We start from the raw sequence: 23,564 nt of genomic DNA, 5'->3' as shown, positions 1-23,564 counted from the left end.
GCCACCGGGCGGCTCAAACGTTTACGCGTAAGGAATCGACGGTTCGCAGGCACAGGAACCCCCGATTCGCGTCTTTTTTTGTGCCGCAAAATGGCAACGTCAACATTTTGGCAACCGAACGCCAAAAGCTACCATCGTTGCTAACCCACCGACTCTTAGGAGCATTGCATGGAGCAACTCATCGCCATCATCGAAAAGGGCCAGCCCTTTTTCAACGCGATCGCCCGCAACAAGTACCTCAAGGCGATCCGCGACGGCTTTATCTCCGTCATCCCCATCATCATCTTCTCGTCCATCTTCTGCCTGGTAGCCTCGGTCCCCAACATCTGGGGTTTCTATTGGCCCGATGACATCAACAACGCCCTGTGGAAGTGCTACAACTACTCCATGGGCATCCTGGCCATCGCCTGCGCCGCCACCACCGCCAAGCACTTCGCCGACGCTCAGAACCGCGACCTGCCCAAGAACAACCAGATCAACTTCATCTCGTGCATGTGCGCAGCCATCATCGGCTTCTTGCTCCTTTCGAGCGACACGATCGCCACGGACGCTGCCAGCGGCTTCAACACCACCTACCTTGGTTCCAAAGGCCTGCTGACCGCCTTTATCGCTGCGTTTGTGACCGGCATCATCTACAAGTTCTTCATCAAGCGCAACATCACCGTCAAGATGCCCGAGCAGGTTCCGCCCAACATCTCGCAGACCTTTAAGGACATCATCCCCTTCTCCGTCTGCATCACCGTCTTTTGGGTCTTTGACATCGTCTTCCGCGCTGCCTTTGGCTTCTGCTTTGCCCAGGGCGTCATCCAGGTGTTCCAGCCCCTGTTCACCGCTGCCGACGGCTACATCGGCCTCGCTGTGATCTACGGCGCCATGAGCCTCTTCTGGTTCGTGGGCGTCCACGGCCCTTCGATCGTCGAGCCCGCCATCGCCGCCGCTCTCGTTGCCAACATGACCGACAACCTGGCTGCGTTCCAGGCCGGCCAGCACGCTTCCGCTGTCCTGACCCAGGGTGCCCAGTACTTCGTCGTCTGCATGGGCGGCACCGGTGCCACGCTCGTCCTGGTCTTTATGTTCTGCTTCCTGGCCAAGTCTCAGGAGATGCGCGCCGTCGGTAAGGCCGCCATCGTCCCGGTCTGCTTTGCTGTCAACGAGCCGCTGCTGTTCGCCGCGCCCATCGTGCTCAACCCCGTCTTCTTTGTCCCGTTTGTCTTTGCCCCGATCGCCAACATCTGGATCCTCAAGATCTTTATCGACTTCTTGGGCATGAACGGCTTTATGTACACCCTGCCCTGGACCGTTCCCGGCCCCATCGGCACCATCATGGGCTTGGGCTTCCAGCCGCTCGCCTTTGTGATGCTCGCCCTCATCCTGGTCGTCGACTTCGTCCTGTACTACCCGTTCTTCCGTGCCTATGACGCCCAGAAGTGCGCCGAGGAGGCCGAGATCTCCCAGGAGGAGCTCACCGCCAAGAACGCCGAGAAGGCCGCCAAGCTCAACGACGCCTTCCAGGGCAAGGCCGATGCCAAGAGCGTTGCCGCCGGCGCCGCAGCCGAGGCCGTGAAGGCCGACGCCCTTGCCGCTTCTGCAGCACCCGCTGCCGAGGCAACGACCGCCAGCGACCTCAACGGCAAGCGCGTGCTCGTGCTCTGCCAGGGTGGCGGAACCTCGGGTCTGCTCGCCAACGCGCTGGCCAAGGCTGCCAAGGAGCGCGGCATCAATCTGGAGACCGCTGCCGAAGCCTATGGCAACCACGTCGACATGCTCCCCGACTTTGACCTGGTCGTCCTGGCCCCGCAGGCAGCCAGCTACCTGGCCGACCTGCAGAAAGACTGCGAGCGTGTGGGCAACAAGTGCGTCGCCTGCCGTGGCAAGCAGTACATCGAGCTCTCCCAGAACGGCGACAAGTCTCTCGCCTTCGTCTCCGAGCAACTATCGAAGTAAGTAACGCCCAGGGCCAGCCGACCATCAACAGCCGGTTGGCCCTTCGATTTAGACGATTGGATCATCATGTCCGTTAATCCTGCTAGCGTCACCAACCCGCCTGCGCAGTTTCCCGAGGACTTTGTCTTTGGCGGCGCCACTGCTGCCTACCAGGTAGAGGGCGAGACCCGCACTCACGGTAAGGGCAAGGTTGCCTGGGACGACTTCCTGGAGGCCCAGGGGCGCTTTTCCCCCGATCCCGCTTCGGACTTCTATAACCAGTACCCCGTCGACCTGGAGCTGTGCGAGGAATTCGGCATCAACGGCATCCGCCTCTCCATCGCTTGGAGCCGCATCTTCCCCAACGGCACCGGCGAGATCAACCCCGAGGGTGTCCAGTTCTACCACGATCTCTTCGCCGAGTGCCACAAGCACCACGTTGAGCCGTTTGTCACGCTGCATCACTTTGACACGCCGCTGCCCCTCTTTGAGAAGGGCGACTTCCTCAACCGCGAGACCATCGACGCCTTTGTGGACTTTGCCACCTTCTGCTTTAAGGAGTACGCCAACCAGGTGACCTATTGGTTCACCTTTAACGAGATCTGGGCGGACGCCTCCAACACCTACATCGAGGGCACCTTCCCCGGTGGCGTCAAAGCGCATCTTGCCGAGGCCTTTCAGTGCGAGCACAACATGATGCTCGCCCACGCCAAGGCTGTGCTGGCCTTCCACAACGGCGGCTTTAAGGGCAAGATCGGCGTCATTCAGTCGTTGGAGTTCAAGTACCCGCTCAACGAGAACGACCCCGCCGACATCAAGGCCGCCAACAACGAGCACGTGCTGCAAAACCAGTTCCTGCTTGACGCCACCTTCCGCGGCGACTATGCCCCCGACACCCTCGAGTGCGCCAACCGCCTGGCTGCCGTCTCGGGCGGCACCATCGAGATCCTGGACAAGGACCTCGAGATTATGCGCGAGGCCGCGCTCTACAACGACTACCTGGGTGTCAACAACTACCAGTGCCGTTTCCTCAAGGCCTACGACGGCGAGAACGACCTGCACCACAACGGCACGGGCGAGAAGGGTACCGGCCGCTGGCGCGTCAAGGGCATTGGCGAGCATGTGAACAAGCCCGGCATCCCCACCACCGACTGGGACTGGATCATCTATCCCGAGGGTCTGTTCGATCTGCTCGTCTACATTAAGCAGCGCTACCCCAACTACAAGCAGATCTTCATCACCGAGAACGGCATGGGCTACAAGGACCCCTACAAGGACGGTTTTGTGGACGACCAGCCGCGCATCGACTACATCGAGCAGCACCTGCACTGGCTGCTTAAGGCCATGGAGGTGGGCGTCAACGTGGGCGGCTACTTCCTGTGGAGCCTGCAGGACCAGTTCTCCTGGACCAACGGCTACAACAAGCGCTATGGCTTCTTCTACGTAGACTTTGAAACCCAAAAGCGCACGCCCAAGGCAAGCGCATACTGGTATAAGCACGTGGCGCAGACCCGTCGCCTGGACTAGCGGCTCGCGACGAGCGGCATTGCCCCGCTCACATAACTTGTCCCCATTTCTCAGCCGGGGGCGGCACGTCACAAGGCGCGCCGCCCCCGGCCTTTGTGTTTGGGCGGACCGGGAGCCGTTTGTCTCGATCTGTAACATCTAGCCGAGTTTTTCGGTCCCACCTGTTACAGATTGAGATGAAAGGGACCGACCAGGCCGAATTGTCTCAATCTGTAACACTAAAACCGGTTTTGGACGTCTAGCTGTTACAGATTGAGACAAACTCACAGGTCAGCCCCCTGTATCTCCCTCCGTTCTTGCTAGCAGATGACCTGCGTGTGCTCCGCGATGGCAGTGCGGTCCTCGGCGGCGATACCCGGTTCGCACACCACGGCGTCTAAATTGTCCAGGCGACAGAAGGTATAGAAATCGCGTTTGCCGATCTTGCTGGAGTCGGCGATCAGATAGCGCGAGTCTGCCTTGCTAAAAGCGAGCTGCTGGATACGGCCCTCGTCCATGTTGGACGTAGACACGTCACCGTCCAAGATGCCGTTGGCGCCGATAAACGCCGCATCGATGCCCAGCGCGCGCAGGGTATCCTCGGCCGTTGGTCCCACAAAAGCGGCGGTGCGGCGACGGTACATACCGCCCACGAGGCACAGCTCGCAGTCTTCGCGCGCCTCGAGCAGGTTAAACACCGAAAGCGAATTGGTCACAATGCGCAGGCGAAACGTCGGCAGCATCGAGGCCATCTGCTCAACCGTGGTGCCCGTGCCCAAAAAGATGGTCGAGCCCTCCTCGATAAGCTCCACAGCACGGCGCGCAATCTGCAGCTTTTCCTCGGCATGCTTAGTGCGCTTTTCGCTGTGCGAATACTCATGGCGCAGCATAGCGTGGGGACGGCCCTGTGCACTGCGGGCTCCGCCGTGCACGCGCTCGATCTCGCCTAGGCTCGCAAGCTCCTCAAGATCGCGGCGGATCGTCATATCCGAGACGCCTAACGCATCAGAAATCTCTTTAACCGAGACCGTGCCCTGCTCCTCGAGCAGCTGACGAACCTTATCCTGTCGCTCTGCCTTAATCACGATGAATCCTCGCCGTTCTTTGCGCGCATATCATTCAAACAGTAACGAACAAATTGTATCAGACTCGTACGCGTCAAAAATGAACGCCCGCACAGCTCCAATCATCACTTTTTTGAGAAAAATACCCCCAGCTTTAGTGGGGTGTAGTGATAATCTCGCCTGTTCGCGCTACAGTTTGTCGGAATACCTCGATGTTAGGAACCAAATGATCACTTCCGAGCTTTTCGGCACCGCGCCGTGCGGTACCCCCGTTCATCGCTACACCCTCAACGGGCCCGAGATCTGCGTTCGCATTATGGACTATGGCGCCACCGTGCTGGGCATCGATGTGCCCGACATTCCCGGCAACGTGCGAGATGTGGTGCTGGGCTTCGATAAGCTCGAGGATTACTTTGACAACCCCGCCTGCTTTGGCGCAACCATCGGCCCCGTGGCCAACCGCACTGCGGGTGCAACGATCACCATCGCCGGCACGGACTGGCATATGCCGGCCAACGAAGGCGCCAACAACCTGCACAGCGACCTTGAGCACGGCCTGCACAAGCGCGTGTGGGACGTTGAACTCGACGAGACTCGCAACGCCGTTCGCATGACCGCCTCGCTTGAGGATGGCGAGCTGGGCCTGCCCGGCAACCGCACCTTTACGGCCGTGTTTACCGTGACGCGCACCGGCGTCTTCCGCATCGAATATGGCTGCGAGAGCGACCGCGCCACGTGCGTGTCCATGACCAACCACACGTACTTTAACCTTGCCGGCCATAACGCCGGCATGGACTGTGAGCACTTCTTTGTTGTCAACGCTGCTCACTATCTGCCCATCAACAACCAGAACATACCCACCGGCGAGATCGCTCCGGTCGAGGGCACGCCGTTTGACTTTCGCGAGCTTCGCCCCGTCGCACCCGGCATGGAGGCCGACGACCCGCAGATCAAGCAGGCCCGTGGCTACGATCACTGCCTGTGCATCGATGGCTATCAGTACGGCCGCAACCTGCGCCGCGCGATGCACGTCGAGGAGATGTGGACCGGTCGTGAGATGGACTACTACACCACTGCCCCGGGCGTGCAGCTCTACACCGGCAACTGGCTGGGCGACGAGCACGCCAAGGACAACGCCAACTATGGTTGGGGCGCCGGCTTTGCCCTCGAGGCCGAGATGTACCCCGACACGCCGCACCGCCCGCTGTTCCCCCAGGGCATCGTGGGGCCGGGTCATCCCTATAGCAATGTGATCGAATATCACTTTATGAGGCACTAAGCCCACAACGCGACATATCGCACAGCAACGCCCGCCGGCACCACCGCCGACGGGCGTTTTTCTACCTATTCATTGGGGACGGTCTTAAATGACTAGTTGGATGGGGTCGGGATTGGAGTTGGGAAGGTAGCGGATTTCTAGCTCTATGCCGAGTTCTTGCAGCTCTTTGAAGACGGCGACATCTGCGTCGTCTACGGCGACTGCGGGCGTTATGGGGTGCTTGCCCTCCCCTACCTGCATATGGCCGATGCTTATCTTGGCGATCGGCACACCACCCTTAACCAGGGCGAGCGCATCGGCGGGTGAGGCCACCATGATCAGAATCCATTGGCGCGGCGTTGCAGTATGTATGACGTCGATGGCCTTTTGCACCGAGAAAAATCTTGTCCAAACGCCTTCTGGCGCCGCGACCCTCATGGGTGCCCATTGGCGCGAATCCGCCGCGATCTCATCGTTGACGATTAGGACAAGGTTGGAGCCCACGGCCTCGTTCCACAGCTCAACGTCTTGCCCGTAAATAAAACGGTCATCAATACGTGTAAGAAGGATCCTGGGTTGAGCCATGGCAGCCCCATTCTGTTTGAGACCCATACGAGCGGGACGTCGGCCACCAACTCAACAGCAGGTCAAGCGCCAGATGAACGCCGCAGACATCACGTCTCCAATATTAGTGCATTTAAAGTGAGAAAAGCCGCCAGAACCCTTGCGCGGATGTGCGATGTCCCGTATCATAGACAGCCGTTGACGCCTCAGTTGCGTCACCACCTGGCCGCCAGCGTAGCTCAGTTGGTAGAGCACCGCTCTCGTAAAGCGGGGGTCACCGGTTCGAGCCCGGTCGCTGGCTCCATTGCATTAGTGCAGCTCAGAAGCATAATTGCTTCTGAGCTTTTTCTTTGACTCGTCCTTTTTCTCATTCCCTGAGGAGTGAAAAAGAGGTGAAATCTTTTTTTAATCAATTTCACGCTTAATTCCGGTTACACAGCGCCTACATAACTCATGGCATAGCATCCAGGCACCAGACACCACGCAACGCGCTCCAGCCCACTTTCTGCCGAGGATACGCGGATGGGACCGCATCGATGAATGAAGTTGACCCCGGCATCATTCGAACCGAGTCAGACGGCATTGCTTCTATTGGCCGCAAACAGCAATTAGGGCCACGTACCATGGATTATTACCATCAACGGTGCATGGCCCTCGTATATAGATAACCGTACTTTTTTTCAGTGCTTAAAGAGCGAAGCCATCAGGTCGGCGTTGGCCTTCAGGCGCGCGGCCTTCGCGGCGCCGTCCTTAATTGGCTGGCAATCTAGATGTTATGGGAACAATATCGTGAGGATTTGGTCTTTGGAATACTTTGCGGTGTCTATTTCGCCCTCGTAGGAGGCCATGAAGCCCCATCGCCAGACAACCAATTCCCGATCTTCCGTCTCGCTCTCTCCAAGCTCTATGAGTTCCGCGACGGACATATCGCCGCGGTCGCGCGTGGTGTTCCCGCCCGCCAGTTCCCAGCCGAGCTGGAGGGCGCACGCCTCATGCGGGGTCAGGCCGTCAATGCCGATCTCGTTGAAGTCGAGCGGGGACGACCACTTGCGATACGGTAGGTCATCGTACTGGAGAGCGACGTTGAGGTATTCGAGCGGACCGTAGATCTCGCGGAGGTCGCAGTACTGGAAGAGGACGCCGCAGTCGATTTCGGGGTCGCGCTTGACCGCAGCTGCGAGCAGGTTCGCGTCCCCCAGCGGTGCCGAACTCATCGAGGGGGAGCCACTCGAGGGGCGCGAAGCGGCCGAGGTATTTCCATGCACAGAGGCGCAGGGACTTCGGTTTAACCCCTTCGCGGGCGGCTTCGCGTGCGAGCTTGTCTTCGAGTTCGGCGGGTGTCAGCGGCAGGGGGATTTCGGCACCCGCGTCCGGGTCGGCGCGGTAGGTCTCGAAGGACGCGCCCTGGCAGGTGGTAACTCAGATAACAATTGCGGACTGGTCGGTCTTCTCGTTCGGGTCCATTTGGCTTAACCTCTTCCTCGGAAGTGTCTCCCTGGGATCAAGGATAGTTATCCTGTCGGTCTATGGAAGGAATCGCGGGATACGATTCGGCCGATGACGTGAGAGAAGTCGCCGCGATGAGATGGTTGAAGCTATTTCGGCGCCGCCGCAAAGGCAATCTTGAATAATAACAAGACGTTTGGCTCGGCAGGGAGCCTTTCATGGGCTCCCTGCTGGTTTACTGGGCGTGTAGGCTAGAAGCTCGGTAGGCGTGTAGCTCGGTAGCGGTGTAGGGATAAAAAGAAGAATAAGAATAAGAATAATAACGAGCTGCTTTACTGCGGGGTGCAATTAAAGGCACCCCTTTTGTCTTGCGGGGAGCTTGGCGGGAAGTTTCGGGTGTAGGCGTGTAGCTCTGTAGGCGTGCAGCTCGGTAAACATGCGAGTCGGCAGTATCGCTACTTGCACGGTCCCTGCGGGGCGCTTGCTGCGGGAGTGTCATTGTCCGGGTCATGGACAACATACCAACTGTTCTCGTAATGGCAGATGTCTCGGCAGGTGCCGTTCTCTAGGACCACGCGCCATGATTCGGACTGGCGTTTTGGACCGAGAGCCCATGAGCGAGGGCTGTATCACTCGATGCGGGCGAAGGGGTATATCGCGCCGTCATACCATTTGATCCCCCAAGGGACGTATTCGCCATCCGGACGGCACTCCACGAGGGCGGTCACCAAGCGGATCGATTTCCCGCTCTCCACCACGACAGCACTCCTTCCGAATAGCTAACGAACGCATGTTCTATTATAGCGCAGGGGACAGGTGAACCGCCGTAGACGAAATGCCACTGCGGCGGTATCCGATCAATCCGCATCACTCTCGGGCGCGAGGGCCTTCTCGATGTCCCGGAAATCTGCAAACTCACAGGCCTTGGCGAGGCGACGGCATCAAAGCTGATGAAGGAGACTGGCCGTTGCTTCAAACTCCATGGTCGCCTCTACGTAATTGTATCGAGCTTCTTCACCTATCTGAATGAGTTGGGGGCGAACCAGCCGTATACCCTGCAACCTCCCCCCCATCTCCCAGCTTGAATTCGAGGATACCGTTCTCGATCAGCGACCCAGAACCATGCGCAACTGCGCAACCTGTTAGCGCTTGGAGAGGGCGAGGCCGGCGGCGAGCACGATGGCACCGCAGCAGACAGCCACCGCGATGGGCATCAGGGACTCATCGCCGGTCTTCGGCAGAAGCTTGCCCAGAGATCCCTGGGCTGAAGGCTTGCTCGACTCGGCACCGCCGGAGCCGTCCGTCGACCCGCCGCCCAAGTCGCTCTCATCCGCCACGGTGATCAACCAGTCGAGGGGAAGCGTGCGACCCATGGTCTCATTCCCGGCAGACGTCGGCAGGGTCACGTTGATGGTAACACTGGCGGTGCCGTCGCCCTTCAGCATGATGAGCTTTACGCCCTGGGTCAGCGCGTCCTGCTCACCGACCACACCCTCACCCGCACGCGAGCCGTCAACATCCACACTCACCTGCGCGCCCTCGAGCAGGTCCTCTACCTCGTCCGTGAAGTCGGAAGCGAGGTAGAACGTTGCCGCGCCGGATAAATGCTCGGCACGCAGCATAAACGTGAACGAATGCGTATCGCCCGGCACCATGTCTGAGAACGCCTCGGCCAGCTGGGACTCGCTGATGCCCTCACCGTACAGCTTCTTGTCCTGAGCATCGTAGATGACCGCGGGTTCCGATTCGCCATCGGCGTAGGCAGTCTGCGGCGAAGCCGCGAACCCGGCAGCCATGACCGCGACCGCCGCCAGCGCCAGCGCCCCCGCAAGGACGATCGACAGGAGACGAGACTTTCTCATGAGTTGCTCACCGCCAAGACGCCGTCGTTCCCAACCTTCAAACCGCTCGCCGCACTCCACGCGTCATCGAACGCCGCGGGATCGGTATCGGCCTGCAGCGCCTGAGCCGAGATGTCCACCGACAACTTGCGTCCGTCGGCCGCGCCGCTCACGCTCTTCCACGTGCAGGTGTCAACAAGCTGGCCCGTGGACTTCCCCGCCTGCACCGGCTTGGACCAGTAATAGAAGCCGTCCGAGCCCTTGACCCAGCAACCGGCGGAGAGCTGTTCGGCGCTCACCGAACCGCGCTCGTACACGGCCGCGCCCCACGCCATCACATAGTCCGTGCCCGCAACCGGCTCGGCGAAGATAGCGTCCGCACCGTCGCTCGTCACCCAGCCGATCGCTACCTGAGCCCGTATGTACACCGGCACGCTTGTGTCGTTGGCCTTCACGGTCACGTTGGACTTGGTCGTCTTGTCGAAGTTCTCCTCCACCGAAGGTACGAGCTCGGCGGACTGGAAGGTGTTGGTACGCGACGCCTGGTGCATGTACCAGGCGAACATGCCACCGGCCGCCGCCAGCACGAGCACGACCGCGCAGGCCGTCAGCACGGGCAAGTCGACCCTCCGGCCGCGCGGGACGCGTGGTCCGCGCGCCGTATGAGCCGAGGAAGCCCGTGCGACACCGCGCGCCTTCGGCACTGCCATATGGCGCGGCGCCCCCTGATGCTCAGACTGCTTGAAACCAGTCATCACTTGTCACCGCCCTTCGCGGTCGCCGACGTGCCCTCGAAGATGTTCTGGGCACGCGCCTCGCCGGAACCCCACTTGCTGTTCGAGACGGTGTTGGTCACCTTGACCTCGCCCTTGGTGAAGACCGTGGCCACGTTGCCTGCAGCCCACGTGCCGGTAGTGCGATCCTGCACGGTATAACTCGGAGTGAACCGCCAGGCCCAGGTGTTCTCCTCAACCTTGTAGTAACCGAAGGGCGCGCGGACCTTGACGGTAGCCACGGCCGCGGTCCCGTCAGCGTTCGCCGCAAGCTCGGCGCTCACCGTGATGGACCGGGCGCCATCGGCCGTCGCGCCGGAAGCGTCCTTGCACTCGGTGACGACGAAGCTCACCACGGAGCCCGCGGCCTCGGCCGGCGCCTCCTTGGAGATGGTGAGTTCACCGGCTGTATCGAAGGTGAAGACCGCGTCGCCGGCGCTGAAGCCCTTGGTCGTATCGCCCGTGGTCTCCACGTCGATCTTGTTCGCCGTGCCACCGGAGCCGATGCTCGGGGAGTCGTACAGGCCGACCTTCACACCGTTCACGGCGCTCGCATTCGCTTCGACCGCACTACCGACGATACCCGTGCCCACCTCAGGTGGCTCGTAGCTCACCTTGTCCATGTGCACGGTCAGCTTCATGCCCCGGTAGAGTCCCTTAAAGCCCACGTGCACGCCCTCGGCATCGTCCGTCGCGGCGGTGGGATCGCCCGAGATCTGCCACGAGAGCTTGGAAGTGTAGTCACCGGTCGCGGCGCCGCCGGCGTCGTCCATGGCCGTGAACCGATACGTCACGGGATAGATGTCCATGTCGCCGGTAATCGTCTTGTTCTTGAACTCATCCCAGCCGTACGGCAGCGCCCGATCCATCGAGATCCACTGCCACGCCGCGAAGATCTCCTGCGTGGCGGCCCCGTCGGCGGCATTGGCCTTGTCGAGCTGGTTCGCGATCTCCTGGTAGGGCTCGTAATCGATCATCGTCTCGACGTCGTTACCCTTGTCGTCCTTCACCGTCTGCACGAAGGAACGGTTGTCGGATGCCTTCACCTTCACGGTGTAGAGCACCTTGCCGTCTGTGCCGTGGTAGCGCACGTCGTATACCCTCTCGTACACAGCGGTGTAGACCGTGGTCGAGAACGGCTCGTCGGCAGACAGCGTATAGGTATCGGACGACGTCACCTTGGTGCCGCGGTCCGCATCGCTGGAATAGCCCTTGTACCAGCCGACGAACTGGTACCCGTCCACGTCGGAAGCGGATGCCGAAAGCGCCGCGCGAGAGCCGTCATCGCCCACGCGCTTCAGGCTGCGGATCGCGGACGGATTGGCCAGCTGGCTGTCGATGTTGGAGTTCACGCTCACCGTGGTCGGACGGTAGACCGGCCAGAGCTCCATAGAACTGTGTACCACCGTGGTAGCTTGCGCAAGCGCGGGACCGGTATCGCCGCCGTCGCGCCACAGCGCGTACTCGCGCGAGGTGTCCGCGGGAGCCGTGGCGGTCCAGCCCACGAAGAGGTGCATCTTGGCGGAGCCTGCCGAGCTCTCGGCCCGGTCGATCGCGTCGATGTCGAACTCGGACGTCGGGGCATCGCCCAGCGCGTCGCCGTCGTTGCGCGCGGTCACCTTGGTCTTACCGGTATTGGTGTGGTACACCACCGCGAACGGCTGGTAGTTGGCCACGAAGACATAGGTGTAACCCGGCAGCAGCGTGTAGGTCAGCACCGTGTTGTCGTTGGACACCGCGGCGTCACCCGCCGTCGTGATGGTCTCGGTCGCGCCGTCGGAGCGTTCGACCGTCCACGACATCAGCTCGTAGAGCCCGTCGCTGTCGGCGGAGAGTCTGGTGGACGCATCGGCTGTGAGGGTCACGGTGCGCTTGCCGTCCTTGTCGGCATCGCTCATCTTCCCCGCGGGGTCGGCTGGCACGTTCAGACCGGAGCTCGCCGTCACGCCCGCCCGCTTGATGTTGGTGGTGGCGGAAAAGGCCGTCTTCATGTAGACCGGATACAGGTCCATCGACCGCGAAACCGTGTCGGTCGCCTTCACAAGGTAGGGCTTGGCCTTTGCGGCGTCGGAGGTGATGTATTTCGTCGTGTTGTCGCCCGCGTCGAACACGTAGTCCCACTCGTCCTGCGCCATCTGACCCGCGTCGATAGCGTTGTGGTCGATCCAACCGAGGAACGTGTAGGCGGTGTTCGCGTCGTCCGTCTTGACGGCCACTTTGTCAGCGGTCGGCGAGGCTGCGCTCACATGGACGATGCCGGTGTCCGTTTTGCCGTCAAGCGGATAGGTATAGGCCTTGGCCTGATCGGCATCGAGCAGAACCTTCTCGTCCAGCAGGCGCTCGACGTAGTCCTTCTCGCCGGCATCGAGTTCCGTGGTGCCGTTCTTGGAATACGCGCGATTCCCAAAGCTCAGCTTGTTGCCGTTCGCATCGTGGAACGCGACCCGCGCGGCAAGGTGGGCTTCATAGATGTAGAGACCGGCGTCATGCGCACCCGAGGTTTTCCAGGAAGCGCCGGCGTTGACTTCTTTCCAACCCACATTACCGCCCTGGCCCGCCCATGCGATGAACGTGTAGCCGCTATGAACGCTCGCTTTGACCGTATAACCGCTAACAGAGCCCGTCCCATTATGTTCGAGCGCGGCAGCCAGAGGGAAGTCGCTTCTGATAACAATGTTGTAGCTGCTATTATCCTTCCAATGCCCGTATGCCTTCAGCGGCTCGGTCACCTGGAACCCATCGACGATGGCATCGGAGTCGTCATCGCATTCGCCGTCGTCCTTCGGGCCGGCAGACCAATGCAGGATGAACTGCTTATTGTTATCCGGAGCAATCGATTTCGCATGGCTCTGCGTGAAGCCCCACTGGTAGTTGACCCACTCCGTCTGGACCTTGTCGTACTGGAACTTACCGCTGGCCTTCGAATAGGCGTAGTACTCCACCCGGTACTCGAGGCGGGCGATGTACGTCTGCCTCTGCGTGAGATCCAAGCTCGCGGGAATGGTGTACTCCGGGTCGTTGGAGACCTTGTACTCCTTGCCATTCACCACGTGATACCAGCCGCGGAAGTGGTAGCCGTCGGGGAAGGCACCGTTCTCGCCCGCGCCCTTCGCCGCGATCACGTAGCCGCTATCGGTCTTGGTGATGCTCGTGGTGCCCACGCCATCGCGCAGGGTCTGGTCGGTGGCGCCGTTCAGATCCCAACCCTCGAATTGCGTGATGATGTTCGACCCGTAGGTCGCGTAGACCGGGTAGAGGTCCATGGGGCTCTCGATGACCTCGCCGCCCTGGTAGAAGGCGCCGGCGCTCTTCATGGCCTGCAGTTCGGTGGAGGTCACGGCCGCGTAGCCGCCGCCGACCGCGCTCGGCATCGTGGTCCAGCCGAGGAACGTGGCATCCTTATCCACGCCGTTCGCGGCCCTGTCCGCCGCCGGCTCGGAAACGCTGGGCAGCTTCGCCTGGTAGTCATACCAGTCATCGGAGGTGTCCGTGCTGGCCTCGCCCTTGGTATTGACCTGCAAACCCCTCACGTCGTGGAAGAGCACCTGCGCCTGGTAGTAGGCCACGAAGAGATCGTTGTCCTTGTACGCGGCGTCATCCCACACGCCGGTACCGCTGTTGTGCAGCTTGAGCTCGGCGTCCGTGCCGAGCTTCTTGTCGGTGCTGCCCGTGATGCCCGCAAAGTAGCTGTGGTCCTCGCCGATGTGGTTAACCTTCACGTTCTCCTGTTTGTACCAGCCCATGAAGCGGAAGCCGGCATTGGCCTCGTCATGCACGTTCTTCCAGCTCTCGCGCTCGGACAGCGCCTCGGTGAGCGACAGGTCGGTATCGCTCGGCAGCACGCCCTGAACCGCGAAGTTATAGGGATCGCTGGTCGTCTGCTCGTCAGACACCTCCGGCACTAACTTCGACGTGCCAAAGGTCACCGAACCCGCGCCGGGAAAGTCAAGCGTGGCCTTCACGCTCACGCCGTGTACCGGCATGTCGTTCACAAAGTCCATCGTCCACTTGTTCACGTGCTTCTTGCCGCTCATATACGTAGACGAGCGCTCGGCGTCGCCCTCGAAGTCGAAGTTGCGCCCCTCCCACCACGTGCGGTCGGTGTAGTGGTCGTCGGCCGGACCGTAGTCCTCACCCGACGCGTGATCGCCGTACGCCATGATGGTGCGCCCGCTGCGGAGGTCCTTGGTGGCCGAGTAGTTGAAGTACGCGTCGTGGACCTCGATCTCGTCGTCGCCGCTCGTACGCTCGACGATGCCCGACAGGTTCACGTCGTACTGGATGATAGGAATCACGAGCACCGCGTTGTACTGCATGGAGTGGAGGTTGCCCGCATAGTGCACGCGCTCGATGACGTTCTTCTTGTACTTGGGCTCGGCGCCCAAGTTGGCGCGCGCCGCGATGCCGCCCACATAGCTCACGTTACCCGCGCCCACCGACACGTAGGTGCCCGTGTAGCAGTAGCAGTCGGCGGTGGAGAAGCAGTCCATGATCTGCGTGCCGTTGTTGATGCCACCCGCGATACCGCCGGCATACACGGCCTGGCCGGCCACGGCGCCCACGGCGATGTCGTACTTGTTATGCACCTGGGTGTAGGAATAGGTGGCGTTGCCGTCCTTGTCCGTAGACGCGTACGGCGTCACGCGGCAGTACTCGATCACGGTGCCGTAATCGGTGGTGCCGGCAATGGCGCCCAGGTAGAGGCCCTCGCCGCCCAGGCCCGATATGGCCGCCGTGGCGCTGCAGACCACGCGGCCGCCCTGAACCTCGCAGTTGTAGATGACGCCGCCCTCGCACTGGCCCACGACCATGCCGCCCGCCAGGCCCGCGTTGGTGACGAGCGAGACGGCGTTGTTCGCCGGGGTCACCGACGAGGTGCAGTTGATGATGTGCACGCCCTCGATAGTGGTGTTCTTGGAATAGCCCACGATGTAGCCGCCGCGGTAGTCGGCGCCGATGTAGCCGTCGCGGAAGTTGATGTCGTGGATGTAGGCGCCGTCAGTAGCCGCGAACAGGCCGGTATTGGCCTTGGGCACAAAGAGATCTCGCCTGTAGTCAAGGCCGATGATAGTGTGGCCCTGGCCGTCGAACTCACCGGTAAACGGATGGTCGATGGTACCGAAGGTGAGCGAGCCGAGCTCTTTGATGATGGCGTCGTTGAAATCCTTCGTCGAGGTGTCGGTAAGATCGATGTCCGTGGTGAGGACGAGCTTCTTGTTGGAGAAGTCACCGCCGGCGTCGTCGCTCTCGCGTGAAAGGACGATCTCGCGAAAGAGGTCGGCGATACTGTTGATCTCGACCACGTCGGTGCGCTCGGTCTCGGTACCGACCTCCTTGCCGGCCTCCAGACCCTTGGCGAGCGCCCGCTGCGGAGCTGCGCCGGCGAGCGCGGCGACAACGAGTAACGCGGCCGCGACCAAGGCGACCACGCGGTTCATATGCTTTGGCGTGTGGACTCTCATGCCTCGGGCCACCCTTCCGCGTCCCAGACGCTCATCGCGTTGTGCTCGCTCTGCACGCCGTACGCCTGCGCGGAGAGCTCGAAGGTTCCCTCGCCGAAACGCGAGGGGCCGGACACGCCGATGGTGCGGCAGAGTGCCGCGGAGGCCTCGCCGGCGGTCAGCGGTTTCACCAGATACCAGTAACCGTCGTCACCGCGCTGCCAGGCGTCGTCGCCGCCGGAGCAGGTGAGGAGGTCGCTCACGTCGTGGCGTTTGCCGTTGGCATCCGTCAGCGTGAGGGTGAGGCGCACGCGCACCCACAGCGGGTGGTTGCCCGTGTTGGCGGCGCGGACGATGCGCTGGACGGAGGCGGTCTCGTTGCCCAGGCGGTCGCCGTCGTGGGCGGACACCTCGTTGCCGGAAGCGTCGACGGTGTTGATCTGGGTCGTGAGCCCCACGGTGCCGAAGGTGCCCTTAGTGGAAAGCGGCAGGTCGCGTGCTATGAAGGAGATGGTCTGGGCGGCGAAGATCACGGCGACGATGGCCACGGCGGCAAGGCCGGCGAGCAGCGTCGTGCGCTTGCGGCGAGCGGCGGCAGCGGCCGGCGCGTCGCTGGCGGCGGGTGCGGAGGCGGCCGTCTCGGTCGCCTCGTCCGCAACCTCGGCCGCTGCATCGATTTCGCGCGCGTTCTCCTCGGTCATCCCAGACCCCCTTCCTCAGAGCAGGCGAGCCGCCCGCCCCGGCGTGAAGCCGGAACGGGCGACCGCAAAGAGCTGAATTTAGTTGGTCGCGTTCAGCTTCGCGATGGCCGCATTCTGGATGTCAGACAGCGGCAGCTCCTCGCCGGCGCTGGACTTGGCACCGAAGTAAGCCTTGATGTCGATGGTCTTGGCATTGTCGGCCACGCCCGTGAAGGAGTCGTTGGCGTGAATCTCGCTGAAGAGCTCACCGGTGTAGACGTCCTTGGTAGCGTCGCCCTTGAGAATCTTGGCCGCGGTCCCTTTACCGGTGTAGACGAAGATGCCGCTGACATAGGTGCTTGCGTTAGATCCCGCACCCGTGTATTTGACAACCTGGTCAGAAACGGGAGCCCAGTTGGAGTTCAGCGTGAAGTAGGTGTTATTACCGAGATTGTTCGTGACCTTCACGAACACGTAGGAGTCATCGGACCCCTTGCCCACGCCGATGTTCGGGTTCTTGGCAACGACGGAGTTCGCAGAGATCTTGGAGCTATCGACCCACTTGGTCTCCTGGATGTTACCTTTGACCTCGACATTATCGTTACCGGGAATGGTTGGGTCCGTGGGATCGGGCTTCTTATCCGGCTCCGTAATGCTGCCGCTCGCAAAGGTGTTCGTGCGCTGCGCGGTCGCACTGTACCACGCGAACACGCCGCCGGCGATGGCGACGCAGAGCACGAGGGCCAGGGCCGCGAAGAGCCCCGTGCGCTTTTTGCGCTGGTTGGTGTTGCTTGTCGTGTTCATCTGGATTCCTTTCTCCCGATCGGTGTCGCGCCTTTACGCGGCCCTTTCCGAACACACCTGTCTATCGATCATCTGCCGAAGCAGAGGAACGCCGAAAATGGCCGCCCGCCGGAGCCGGGGCCTCGGTGGCAGCGGTCGCAGCGGCCGTGGGCGCCGTCTTCGCCGATTCGGGGCGCATGTTCGCAAGCTCGACCACGATGCTCACGGCGATCACGAGCGCCACCGCCGCGACGAGGATGTACATCCCCGGCGGGGTGGTGCAGAAGCGGTTGATGTATCCCAGGTAGGGGATGCAGAAAACGGGGGAACCCACCACGTTCGACCAGGCCACGGGGGCGCCGTCGTGCATGATGTTCCCGTCCTGGTCTTTGTTCGCGATGCCCTGGGTGTAGAACGTCTGGGCTGCGGTATCGACCTTCCACACCTGGTGGGTGGCAAGGGAGCCGGATTGCAGCTTGAAGGTGATGTCGTCGCCCACCTGGATGTCAGCAGGGTCGACGGAGCGCACGAAGATAAGGGAACCGACGGGGAGCTCGGGCTCCATGGAGCCCGTAAGGACGGCGTAGGGGGTTAACCCGATAAGGCGTACGCCGGCAAAGGCTACCGCGAGCGCGGCGGCAATCACGACGCATATAGCAAGAAAGATGTTCCATGCACGCTGCAACGCCGATCGCCTCCCGCAGATGCGACACAGATAATCCTTATTTAGGAGAACACTACCCCCCCCCCCATATCACCTTGTCAACACATTTCCAACAAACGGCGATGTGTCAATTGGGGTGCTTGAATATCAACTTCGTCCGAATATCCCCCACATTTATTCGTACATGTATGGATAAATGTGGGAATCCGATACCCTGAGGGCCGGATCGGTGTCAGTGGTAGCGTAAGAGTGAACACTTGGGGCTGCGGATGTTTTTCCGTGCGATCCTATGCCGCCAGCCCCAGGCTTGACCTGTATCCCATCTGAATCTTGCTCATCGCCCGTGTCGATGAGTTGTGTGCCTACCTCCCTCTCATCGTTTTTCGCCTCCACCCACTGAATCTCCTTGTAGGCTTCAAGCGGATATCCGATAAGATCGCAGGTTTTCTTATCGGACAACGAGGGGTTGGCTTTTTTCATATGAGGGGTTGGATTTTTCATATACTTGAAGACAAAAACCGCCTGGGAATTCGTCGATGAGACGTTGCCGTCCGTATAGGTGAACACGTGCTGCGCCTCGAACCTCGCCCCGTTGATAAGCCAATCGCCCGTGCCCTGCCGCAAGAGGACATTTGCCGTCCCGTTCGCACGCTGCACGATGATTCGGGAAATCTGCTTGATGCCCATACGGGAGCAGAGAAGCACGGAGGTTCCCAGACGCCTGGATGCGGCGGTAAGGCAGGCGGGGTCCCCTTCGAATCCATGAGGCCGGGGATTTCGATACGCTCTCCCTAGGGAGTCGCGTCGTACCAATAGAAGTCCAGCCTCAAGCCGACCTCATCCACGAGATTGAGGCGCAAGTCGAGTTCGGTCAAGACGTTTCGGGCCGTCTTGTCGCCTGCACTCATGGTGTTGTTGACGGTGAAGGCACTCGTGTCGAGCTCCTTCATGCGACCGTTCTTGCATTCGATGGCAATGATCATCTGCTCCTTAGCGTTGCCTGGATTTCTGGATTTCGGCGGCATCCTCCTGCCGGTGCGAGTTGCCGGTGTTTGAAGAAGTACCAGTCGGGTTGTTCGCGGCAAGATCGCCGTAGCCCAACTCGTCTCGAATGTCCGCCATGGCCTCGAGAACCTCATCCTCGGTCATCTTCTTGCGGCAGCGGTCGCCGATCGAGGAAGCCTTGGGGTATTCGATGCCGAGCGAGTCGGCCAGAGAGAACGGGTACTCGACGCCGGAGCCGCCGCCCGCCTGGTCGCGCGGCGCGGAGTCGTTTTGCTGAATGGTCGTCTTCAGGCGGTCCATGAGCTGTGCGCCCTCGCGGGTGCAGGGCTTCGCGGCCTTGGCGATGGCAAGGGCGGCGGAACGCTCGACGTCGGTCATCCAGCGCTCGCGGCCCGGTAGGTTGTGGGCTCGCTGGCGGCGGCTTCCGTATTTCTCGGCCATCGTCTGCTCTATCGATTCCGCGGCATATCGTCTGCCGAGCGTCGAGCCCTTGACCTTTCTTGCGGCGGGGTCGCTCGGGTGGTGGTAGACGATATCGCCGTCGCGGTTGTAGTTGATCTTGATGCCGAGCTCGTTGAGCTTGGATGCGAAATCGGCGGGGCTCTTCGAGATCCGCATCGCGACGTCCACGCGGTCGCGGATGTCGTCCTTCCACGACCAGCCCTCGCGGGCCTCGATCTGCCTTTCGGCCATGGTATCTGAGCCCCCGAATCCGCGGGGGACGATAAGGCGCATGGTGCGGCCATCATCGATCCTCATGGTGGTGTACGAAAAGCCGGTGGCTTTGTCGGACTTGCCCTGGTCGGGGTTGGCGGATCCTGGCTGGCGGGCAGCGGTCGGATCGTCCACGTATGTCTCGGGAATCAGCTTCTCAACCGGGTAGCGCTCGTCCAGTTTGCGTTGCATGGCCTCGCCATAGTCCTCGACTTGGGCGCCACGGGCCTCGTTGGCGAGTACGTTGTCGAGCGCCGCCATCGCGCGGTCGAGCCTCTTGCCGCGGGATACTTTCAGGCCCCTCGCATCCATCTCGGCCTGGGTGTAGGACTTGCCGTCGGTGGCAAAGGCATGCCACCCGCGCTCGAGCGACATCGTCTGCACATCGGCTCGCATCGCCTGGACGACCTTGGTCGTAAGCAAGCCGGAAATGCGACGTTTGGTTTCGAGCTCGGTGTTGTTGATGACGATGTGGGCATGGAGGATGCCCTGTTTGCCGGCGGCTTCGCGGGCAGCATTGTCATCGTGATAAGCGATAGCCACCTCGAAGCGGCCGATGCCCTCGCCCTCCGGGCCTCGGGAATCAAACCATTTGGATGCCCACTCGTTTATGAAATCTCGGAAGTCGTCGAGCTCGACATTATTGTCCTTCTCGTCCAGCGAGATGATCATATGCTCGTAGGTTCGGACCTTTGTATCTTTTTTGACCGGCACGTTGTTGCCGAAGATTTCTCGAGTTCGGTCCATTACCTTCGCCCAGTCCCTCCCCTTCCAGTCGCGGTCAGTGAGGTTGAGAAAGTCCTTGTCTAAGGCGCGGTCGTTTTTGAAGAGGTAGTAGCGGATCCATTTGACGGAGCTATGTCCGGAAAGCGGTTTCATGTATGTCATGAGTCCGAGTCACCTCCGTCCTCGTTCTGGTCATCGCGTGGCGTGGTGTGTTTCTTGCCGCGAACACGCCGGCGATGCTCGGCATCAGGTTTATTGATGGGGGCCTGTGGTTGAGCGGCGATGGTCAGATTCACGAACGGTGTCTCGGACAAGGACTCGACTTGGTCGGCGAGTGTCTTCAAGCGTTCGTATATCGCCTTGTTCTGTTTCGAAAGGCGCTCGTAGAGTTCGATGATTTCTATGCGCTCGTCTTGCGAGAGGGAGCGGTGATTGCCGTATTTTTTCAGGATGCGGTTGAGTGCTCGGACGGATTGGTTGTAGTTCACCCCGATGGATCGGATCTCGTTTGAGATAGATTCCAAAGCACTGTCCGTGATTGCTTGCACGGTCAAACTATTCGTTTGGCTGTCGGTGTGCTTGAGGGCGAGTTCTGGGCCGAACGGGCGGGTGATGGACTCGACACCTGGGGTGGCCCGGCGGATGGACGACAGGTCGAGCGTGACGGGCAGGGCGATGAGGGTGCGGAGGTATTCGCTGCGGCTGGCGTTGATGGCGTCAGCGCGTGCGTCGAGGGCTGTCAGGTCGGCGTTCGGGAGGCGGACCGTGATGCGGCGGGTGGCTGATTGGTCGGGCGAAATGGCTGACATTTCGGCGAGCTGTTGGTCGGGCTGCATCCAGGCAGGCGGGGCGTAGGGCTGGGCGGCGGATGGCGCTTGGGTTGCGTTGAGTTCATCTGGCGAAATGGCTGACATTTCTGATCTCCAATCATCACGGCCGGTACCGAGCTTCGCGAGCGTCCGTTCCCCCACGCGCGATCAGGCATTTTCAATGTCTGACAATGTCTGACAGCCCTGGCAGACATTTCGCGTGGGGTGAGCGAGCGAAGCGAAGCGATTTCAGGCCACTTGTGGCCCCAGCTGCGGTTTTGCCGCAGGTTCAATGTCTGACATTCTTAATGTCTGACGTTGAACGAAACTGGCGTGCTAATTGGCCTTATGGGTAGTTTGGAGCACTTTTTTGGGGCGGTTCGGGTGTTGCCGCAGCGGCATCCACAATTGGCAAGGCCATTTAGCACCTGCCGCCTGACCGCAGGGAAGGCGGCCGCGCTGCGGGGTGATCGGCTCCTGCTCGGGGCGAATTCTGCTATCCCCTGGCATGTGATTGGGACGTTGGAGAATGTCTGACAGGTAGCCAATGGGTGCTTGGTCAATGTCCGCCAACTCCACAGCTGGGGAACATAAATGTCTGCCAGGGCATAGGGATCTCGATGAATGTCCGACAAAGAAACAGATGGGGAATAGGGCTAACGAGGGGTTGCGGGCAACGAGGATGGGTGCGTTTTGAGAGTGCATCTGGCAGAGGAATACGGCGATCTGCGATCCGCTTCAGATGGTGCTCTCCCCTATCCGGCGAGTGGCTTGGAAGTATGAGGTTGGTTTCTGATGGGTGTGCAGCAAGTCGCGACAGCAAACTGTTTGTAAGGTCGAAAGGGTTTCAGCAATTGGATTTGGACGCTGATTTGATTACCGTTCTGGTTTGAAATCATTGTTTGTAGTTGCTCCGGCATTAACTTGAAAGGCTTGTAAAAAGGTTTCGCGCAACGAAAAATGACGGCGCGACCGCTACGTATTTAGTGATTACCGGCAATCTGAAAGCAAGTTCTTTCAATTTAGAAACATGAACTGACTGCGAATTATTAGAGGACGAATAGGAGAAATTGAAAAGAAATGGACTTCGCATACCGTTTGATACACGCACAAAAATAAAATCTAAGCGTGGTTTTAAAACTGAAAACGTTGTTCGAATTAAAGGAAATCAAAACCTGTTGAAGTTTTATTGCACGGCATTATGAGTTATTTGAGTCGGTTGGAAAGTTGATTTCGTCCGTTAATGACAAGAATAATAACGAATAGCAATACAGCGGAGTGCCATTCAATGCACTCCGCATGCTTTTCAATTAGCTTTCGGTTGGTGTCTGGATCATAACTTAGAACTAAAATCAGGACTGATTTATAAGAATCTCGGCTCGGGAAATCAAATTGGTGTGTTCTTGACCCCGAGGTATTCAGTGATTCCCGTGCAAATGACCGATTTGTAGATGCACCTGTCTTTACTCAAACGGCAATCGAGTCTGTTGATCGGCATGTCGAACGCAAGGTCAAACCGTTTGAGCGTGACGTGCGACAGACACGGCGAGGGTTTTTTCAGCAGCCGCCAAAATCTCTTGTCGCCAGCGACCTTATTCGGGTCGAACTCGATGAAACCGCGGTTCATGCTCACCCTGCAACTCGGCTCCATGAAGCCGATGCCCAAACAGAAAAAGGGAGCCTTGATCGGCTCCCTTTTTCTGTTTGGGCATGACTAGAAGAACACCCCGGTTGGGTTATCCATCATTTCGTACCATTCGTCGCTGGGTTCAATCGAATCATCGCTTAGATCTGCCAGCGCTTCATAGTATTCATCGCTGTGCTCGACCCAGTCATCTGGGGGCGCAGCCCGACGGTCGCGCTCCTCGCAGTCGATCCAAATGTGCGGCTCGTCTTTCCAATCCTGCTTGAACCGCAGTATCGTTTCGAACATCACAGCATCGCCGCGCTCGTAGAACGCCGCGACCACCTCACTACCGCGGCGAACCATGTATGGCCAATCCTCCGGAATCTTCGCCGTCGGGTTCTTGATAAATTCCTTACGGTTGAACCAACTTCCAGCCCATGAATCTTTATTCCATGCAATTCTTTGGAACTCAAAGGCATCATCGCTTTCGGCGAACGCAGCAAGGAATTTATCAACCCTGCGATAATCCAAACCCACCCGGCTTTGGTCTGAGTCAGCCGTACAAATCAAGAACGGAATCTCGATTGGCGTGTCCTCGTATGCCATCTTTGTCTCCTTTGCTTTCATGGAGCCTAGTCTGGCTCCCTTTTTTGTTTCCGTTTGTGGGAAGTGCGCCCTACCAGCTCTTTCCCTGATTTCGCCTCGGCGCGTCACGGGCGTGATCTTCGTTCCACGCCGCC

17 protein-coding genes and 1 tRNA gene are annotated in these 23,564 nt (G+C 60.0%); 4 read left to right on the top strand and 14 right to left on the bottom strand.

Annotated elements, in window-relative coordinates; all coding sequences use genetic code 11:
* Nucleotides 1–168: 168 nt before the first annotated feature.
* Both DXD39_RS00680 and lacG read left to right on the top strand, forming a co-directional pair.
* The gene (locus tag DXD39_RS00680; RefSeq protein ID WP_117802839.1) at nt 169–1,944 is read left to right on the top strand and encodes a lactose/cellobiose PTS transporter subunit IIB; all 1,776 of its coding nucleotides are present in this window, start codon (nt 169–171) and stop codon (nt 1,942–1,944) included.
* Between the two features lie 66 nt (nt 1,945–2,010).
* Nucleotides 2,011–3,450 carry a 6-phospho-beta-galactosidase gene (lacG, locus tag DXD39_RS00675; RefSeq protein ID WP_117802838.1) on the top strand — a complete coding sequence of 480 codons (1,440 nt, stop codon included), beginning with the start codon at nt 2,011–2,013 and terminating at the stop codon, nt 3,448–3,450.
* Nucleotides 3,451–3,749: 299 nt separating this feature from the next.
* Here lacG and DXD39_RS00670 read toward each other — a convergent pair whose 3' ends face one another.
* Nucleotides 3,750–4,514: a DeoR/GlpR family DNA-binding transcription regulator gene (locus tag DXD39_RS00670; RefSeq protein ID WP_233541067.1), complete on the bottom strand. Its 765-nt coding sequence runs from the start codon at nt 4,512–4,514 to the stop codon at nt 3,750–3,752.
* Between the two features lie 205 nt (nt 4,515–4,719).
* Between DXD39_RS00670 and DXD39_RS00665 the strand changes: the two genes are divergently transcribed.
* The gene (locus tag DXD39_RS00665; protein ID WP_158565375.1) at nt 4,720–5,772 is read left to right on the top strand and encodes an aldose epimerase family protein; all 1,053 of its coding nucleotides are present in this window, start codon (nt 4,720–4,722) and stop codon (nt 5,770–5,772) included.
* A gap of 84 nt (nt 5,773–5,856) precedes the next feature.
* On the opposite strand, the gene DXD39_RS00660 is transcribed toward DXD39_RS00665, so the two are convergent.
* On the bottom strand, nt 5,857–6,336 hold the full coding sequence (locus tag DXD39_RS00660; protein ID WP_117802836.1) for a PTS sugar transporter subunit IIB: 480 nt from the start codon (nt 6,334–6,336) through the stop codon (nt 5,857–5,859).
* Nucleotides 6,337–6,543: 207 nt separating this feature from the next.
* On the opposite strand from DXD39_RS00660, the gene DXD39_RS00655 reads away from it, so the two are divergent.
* Nucleotides 6,544–6,619, top strand: a tRNA-Thr gene (locus tag DXD39_RS00655).
* Between the two features lie 469 nt (nt 6,620–7,088).
* Here DXD39_RS00655 and DXD39_RS00650 read toward each other — a convergent pair.
* From DXD39_RS00650 to DXD39_RS00585, 12 genes are all read right to left on the bottom strand, one after another.
* The gene (locus tag DXD39_RS00650; RefSeq protein ID WP_158565373.1) at nt 7,089–7,580 is read right to left on the bottom strand and encodes a hypothetical protein; all 492 of its coding nucleotides are present in this window, start codon (nt 7,578–7,580) and stop codon (nt 7,089–7,091) included.
* Nucleotides 7,581–8,903: 1,323 nt separating this feature from the next.
* The gene (locus DXD39_RS00645) at nt 8,904–9,623 is read right to left on the bottom strand and encodes a hypothetical protein (protein ID WP_117802834.1); all 720 of its coding nucleotides are present in this window, start codon (nt 9,621–9,623) and stop codon (nt 8,904–8,906) included.
* A complete protein-coding gene (locus DXD39_RS00640) occupies nt 9,620–10,312 on the bottom strand; it encodes a hypothetical protein (RefSeq protein WP_147347854.1) in 693 nt (230 codons plus the stop codon). The genes DXD39_RS00645 and DXD39_RS00640 overlap by 4 nt, the downstream gene beginning before the upstream one ends.
* 44 nt (nt 10,313–10,356) lie before the next feature.
* Nucleotides 10,357–15,804: a hypothetical protein gene (locus tag DXD39_RS00635; RefSeq protein ID WP_158565371.1), complete on the bottom strand. Its 5,448-nt coding sequence runs from the start codon at nt 15,802–15,804 to the stop codon at nt 10,357–10,359.
* A 29-nt stretch (nt 15,805–15,833) separates the two neighbouring features.
* A complete protein-coding gene (locus DXD39_RS00630) occupies nt 15,834–16,517 on the bottom strand; it encodes a hypothetical protein (RefSeq protein ID WP_117802831.1) in 684 nt (227 codons plus the stop codon).
* 78 nt (nt 16,518–16,595) lie between these two features.
* The gene (locus DXD39_RS00625; protein WP_117802830.1) at nt 16,596–17,300 is read right to left on the bottom strand and encodes a SipW-dependent-type signal peptide-containing protein; all 705 of its coding nucleotides are present in this window, start codon (nt 17,298–17,300) and stop codon (nt 16,596–16,598) included.
* A gap of 61 nt (nt 17,301–17,361) precedes the next feature.
* A complete protein-coding gene (locus tag DXD39_RS00620; protein WP_233541066.1) occupies nt 17,362–17,964 on the bottom strand; it encodes a signal peptidase I in 603 nt (200 codons plus the stop codon).
* A gap of 153 nt (nt 17,965–18,117) precedes the next feature.
* Entirely contained in the window at nt 18,118–18,630 is a 513-nt protein-coding gene (locus DXD39_RS00615; RefSeq protein ID WP_117802829.1) for a hypothetical protein, read from the bottom strand.
* A gap of 104 nt (nt 18,631–18,734) precedes the next feature.
* The gene (locus DXD39_RS00610; protein WP_117802828.1) at nt 18,735–18,926 is read right to left on the bottom strand and encodes a hypothetical protein; all 192 of its coding nucleotides are present in this window, start codon (nt 18,924–18,926) and stop codon (nt 18,735–18,737) included.
* A 7-nt stretch (nt 18,927–18,933) separates the two neighbouring features.
* Nucleotides 18,934–20,550 (bottom strand): relaxase/mobilization nuclease domain-containing protein, encoded by a 1,617-nt coding sequence (locus DXD39_RS00605; RefSeq protein WP_117802827.1) that lies wholly within the window; start codon nt 20,548–20,550, stop codon nt 18,934–18,936.
* Nucleotides 20,547–21,302 (bottom strand): hypothetical protein, encoded by a 756-nt coding sequence (locus tag DXD39_RS00600; protein ID WP_117802826.1) that lies wholly within the window; start codon nt 21,300–21,302, stop codon nt 20,547–20,549. Before DXD39_RS00600 ends, DXD39_RS00605 begins: the two co-directional genes overlap by 4 nt.
* Nucleotides 21,303–22,911: 1,609 nt before the next feature.
* The gene (locus DXD39_RS00585) at nt 22,912–23,430 is read right to left on the bottom strand and encodes a hypothetical protein (protein ID WP_117802823.1); all 519 of its coding nucleotides are present in this window, start codon (nt 23,428–23,430) and stop codon (nt 22,912–22,914) included.
* Nucleotides 23,431–23,564 lie beyond the last annotated feature (134 nt).

The organism is Collinsella sp. TM04-29 (assembly GCF_003466565.1).
Classification (GTDB): Bacteria; Actinomycetota; Coriobacteriia; order Coriobacteriales; family Coriobacteriaceae; genus Collinsella.
The sequence above is the reverse complement of the archived record's forward strand: the minus strand, read 5'-3'. Positions and strand labels throughout refer to the sequence as shown.

Excerpts from the sequence above, each read along its gene's own strand:
- DXD39_RS00630 (WP_117802831.1), bottom strand. The coding sequence starts at position 16,517 with ATGACCGAGGAGAACGCGCGCGAAATCGATGCAGCGGCCGAGGTTGCG.
- DXD39_RS00660 (WP_117802836.1), bottom strand. The coding sequence starts at position 6,336 with ATGGCTCAACCCAGGATCCTTCTTACACGTATTGATGACCGTTTTATT.
- DXD39_RS00605 (WP_117802827.1), bottom strand. The coding sequence starts at position 20,550 with ATGACATACATGAAACCGCTTTCCGGACATAGCTCCGTCAAATGGATC.
- DXD39_RS00625 (WP_117802830.1), bottom strand. The coding sequence starts at position 17,300 with ATGAACACGACAAGCAACACCAACCAGCGCAAAAAGCGCACGGGGCTC.
- DXD39_RS00680 (WP_117802839.1), top strand. The coding sequence starts at position 169 with ATGGAGCAACTCATCGCCATCATCGAAAAGGGCCAGCCCTTTTTCAAC.
- DXD39_RS00615 (WP_117802829.1), bottom strand. The coding sequence starts at position 18,630 with ATGGGCATCAAGCAGATTTCCCGAATCATCGTGCAGCGTGCGAACGGG.
- DXD39_RS00600 (WP_117802826.1), bottom strand. The coding sequence starts at position 21,302 with ATGTCAGCCATTTCGCCAGATGAACTCAACGCAACCCAAGCGCCATCC.
- DXD39_RS00585 (WP_117802823.1), bottom strand. The coding sequence starts at position 23,430 with ATGGCATACGAGGACACGCCAATCGAGATTCCGTTCTTGATTTGTACG.
- DXD39_RS00640 (WP_147347854.1), bottom strand. The coding sequence starts at position 10,312 with ATGGCAGTGCCGAAGGCGCGCGGTGTCGCACGGGCTTCCTCGGCTCAT.
- lacG (WP_117802838.1), top strand. The coding sequence starts at position 2,011 with ATGTCCGTTAATCCTGCTAGCGTCACCAACCCGCCTGCGCAGTTTCCC.
- DXD39_RS00665 (WP_158565375.1), top strand. The coding sequence starts at position 4,720 with ATGATCACTTCCGAGCTTTTCGGCACCGCGCCGTGCGGTACCCCCGTT.
- DXD39_RS00645 (WP_117802834.1), bottom strand. The coding sequence starts at position 9,623 with ATGAGAAAGTCTCGTCTCCTGTCGATCGTCCTTGCGGGGGCGCTGGCG.
- DXD39_RS00610 (WP_117802828.1), bottom strand. The coding sequence starts at position 18,926 with ATGATCATTGCCATCGAATGCAAGAACGGTCGCATGAAGGAGCTCGAC.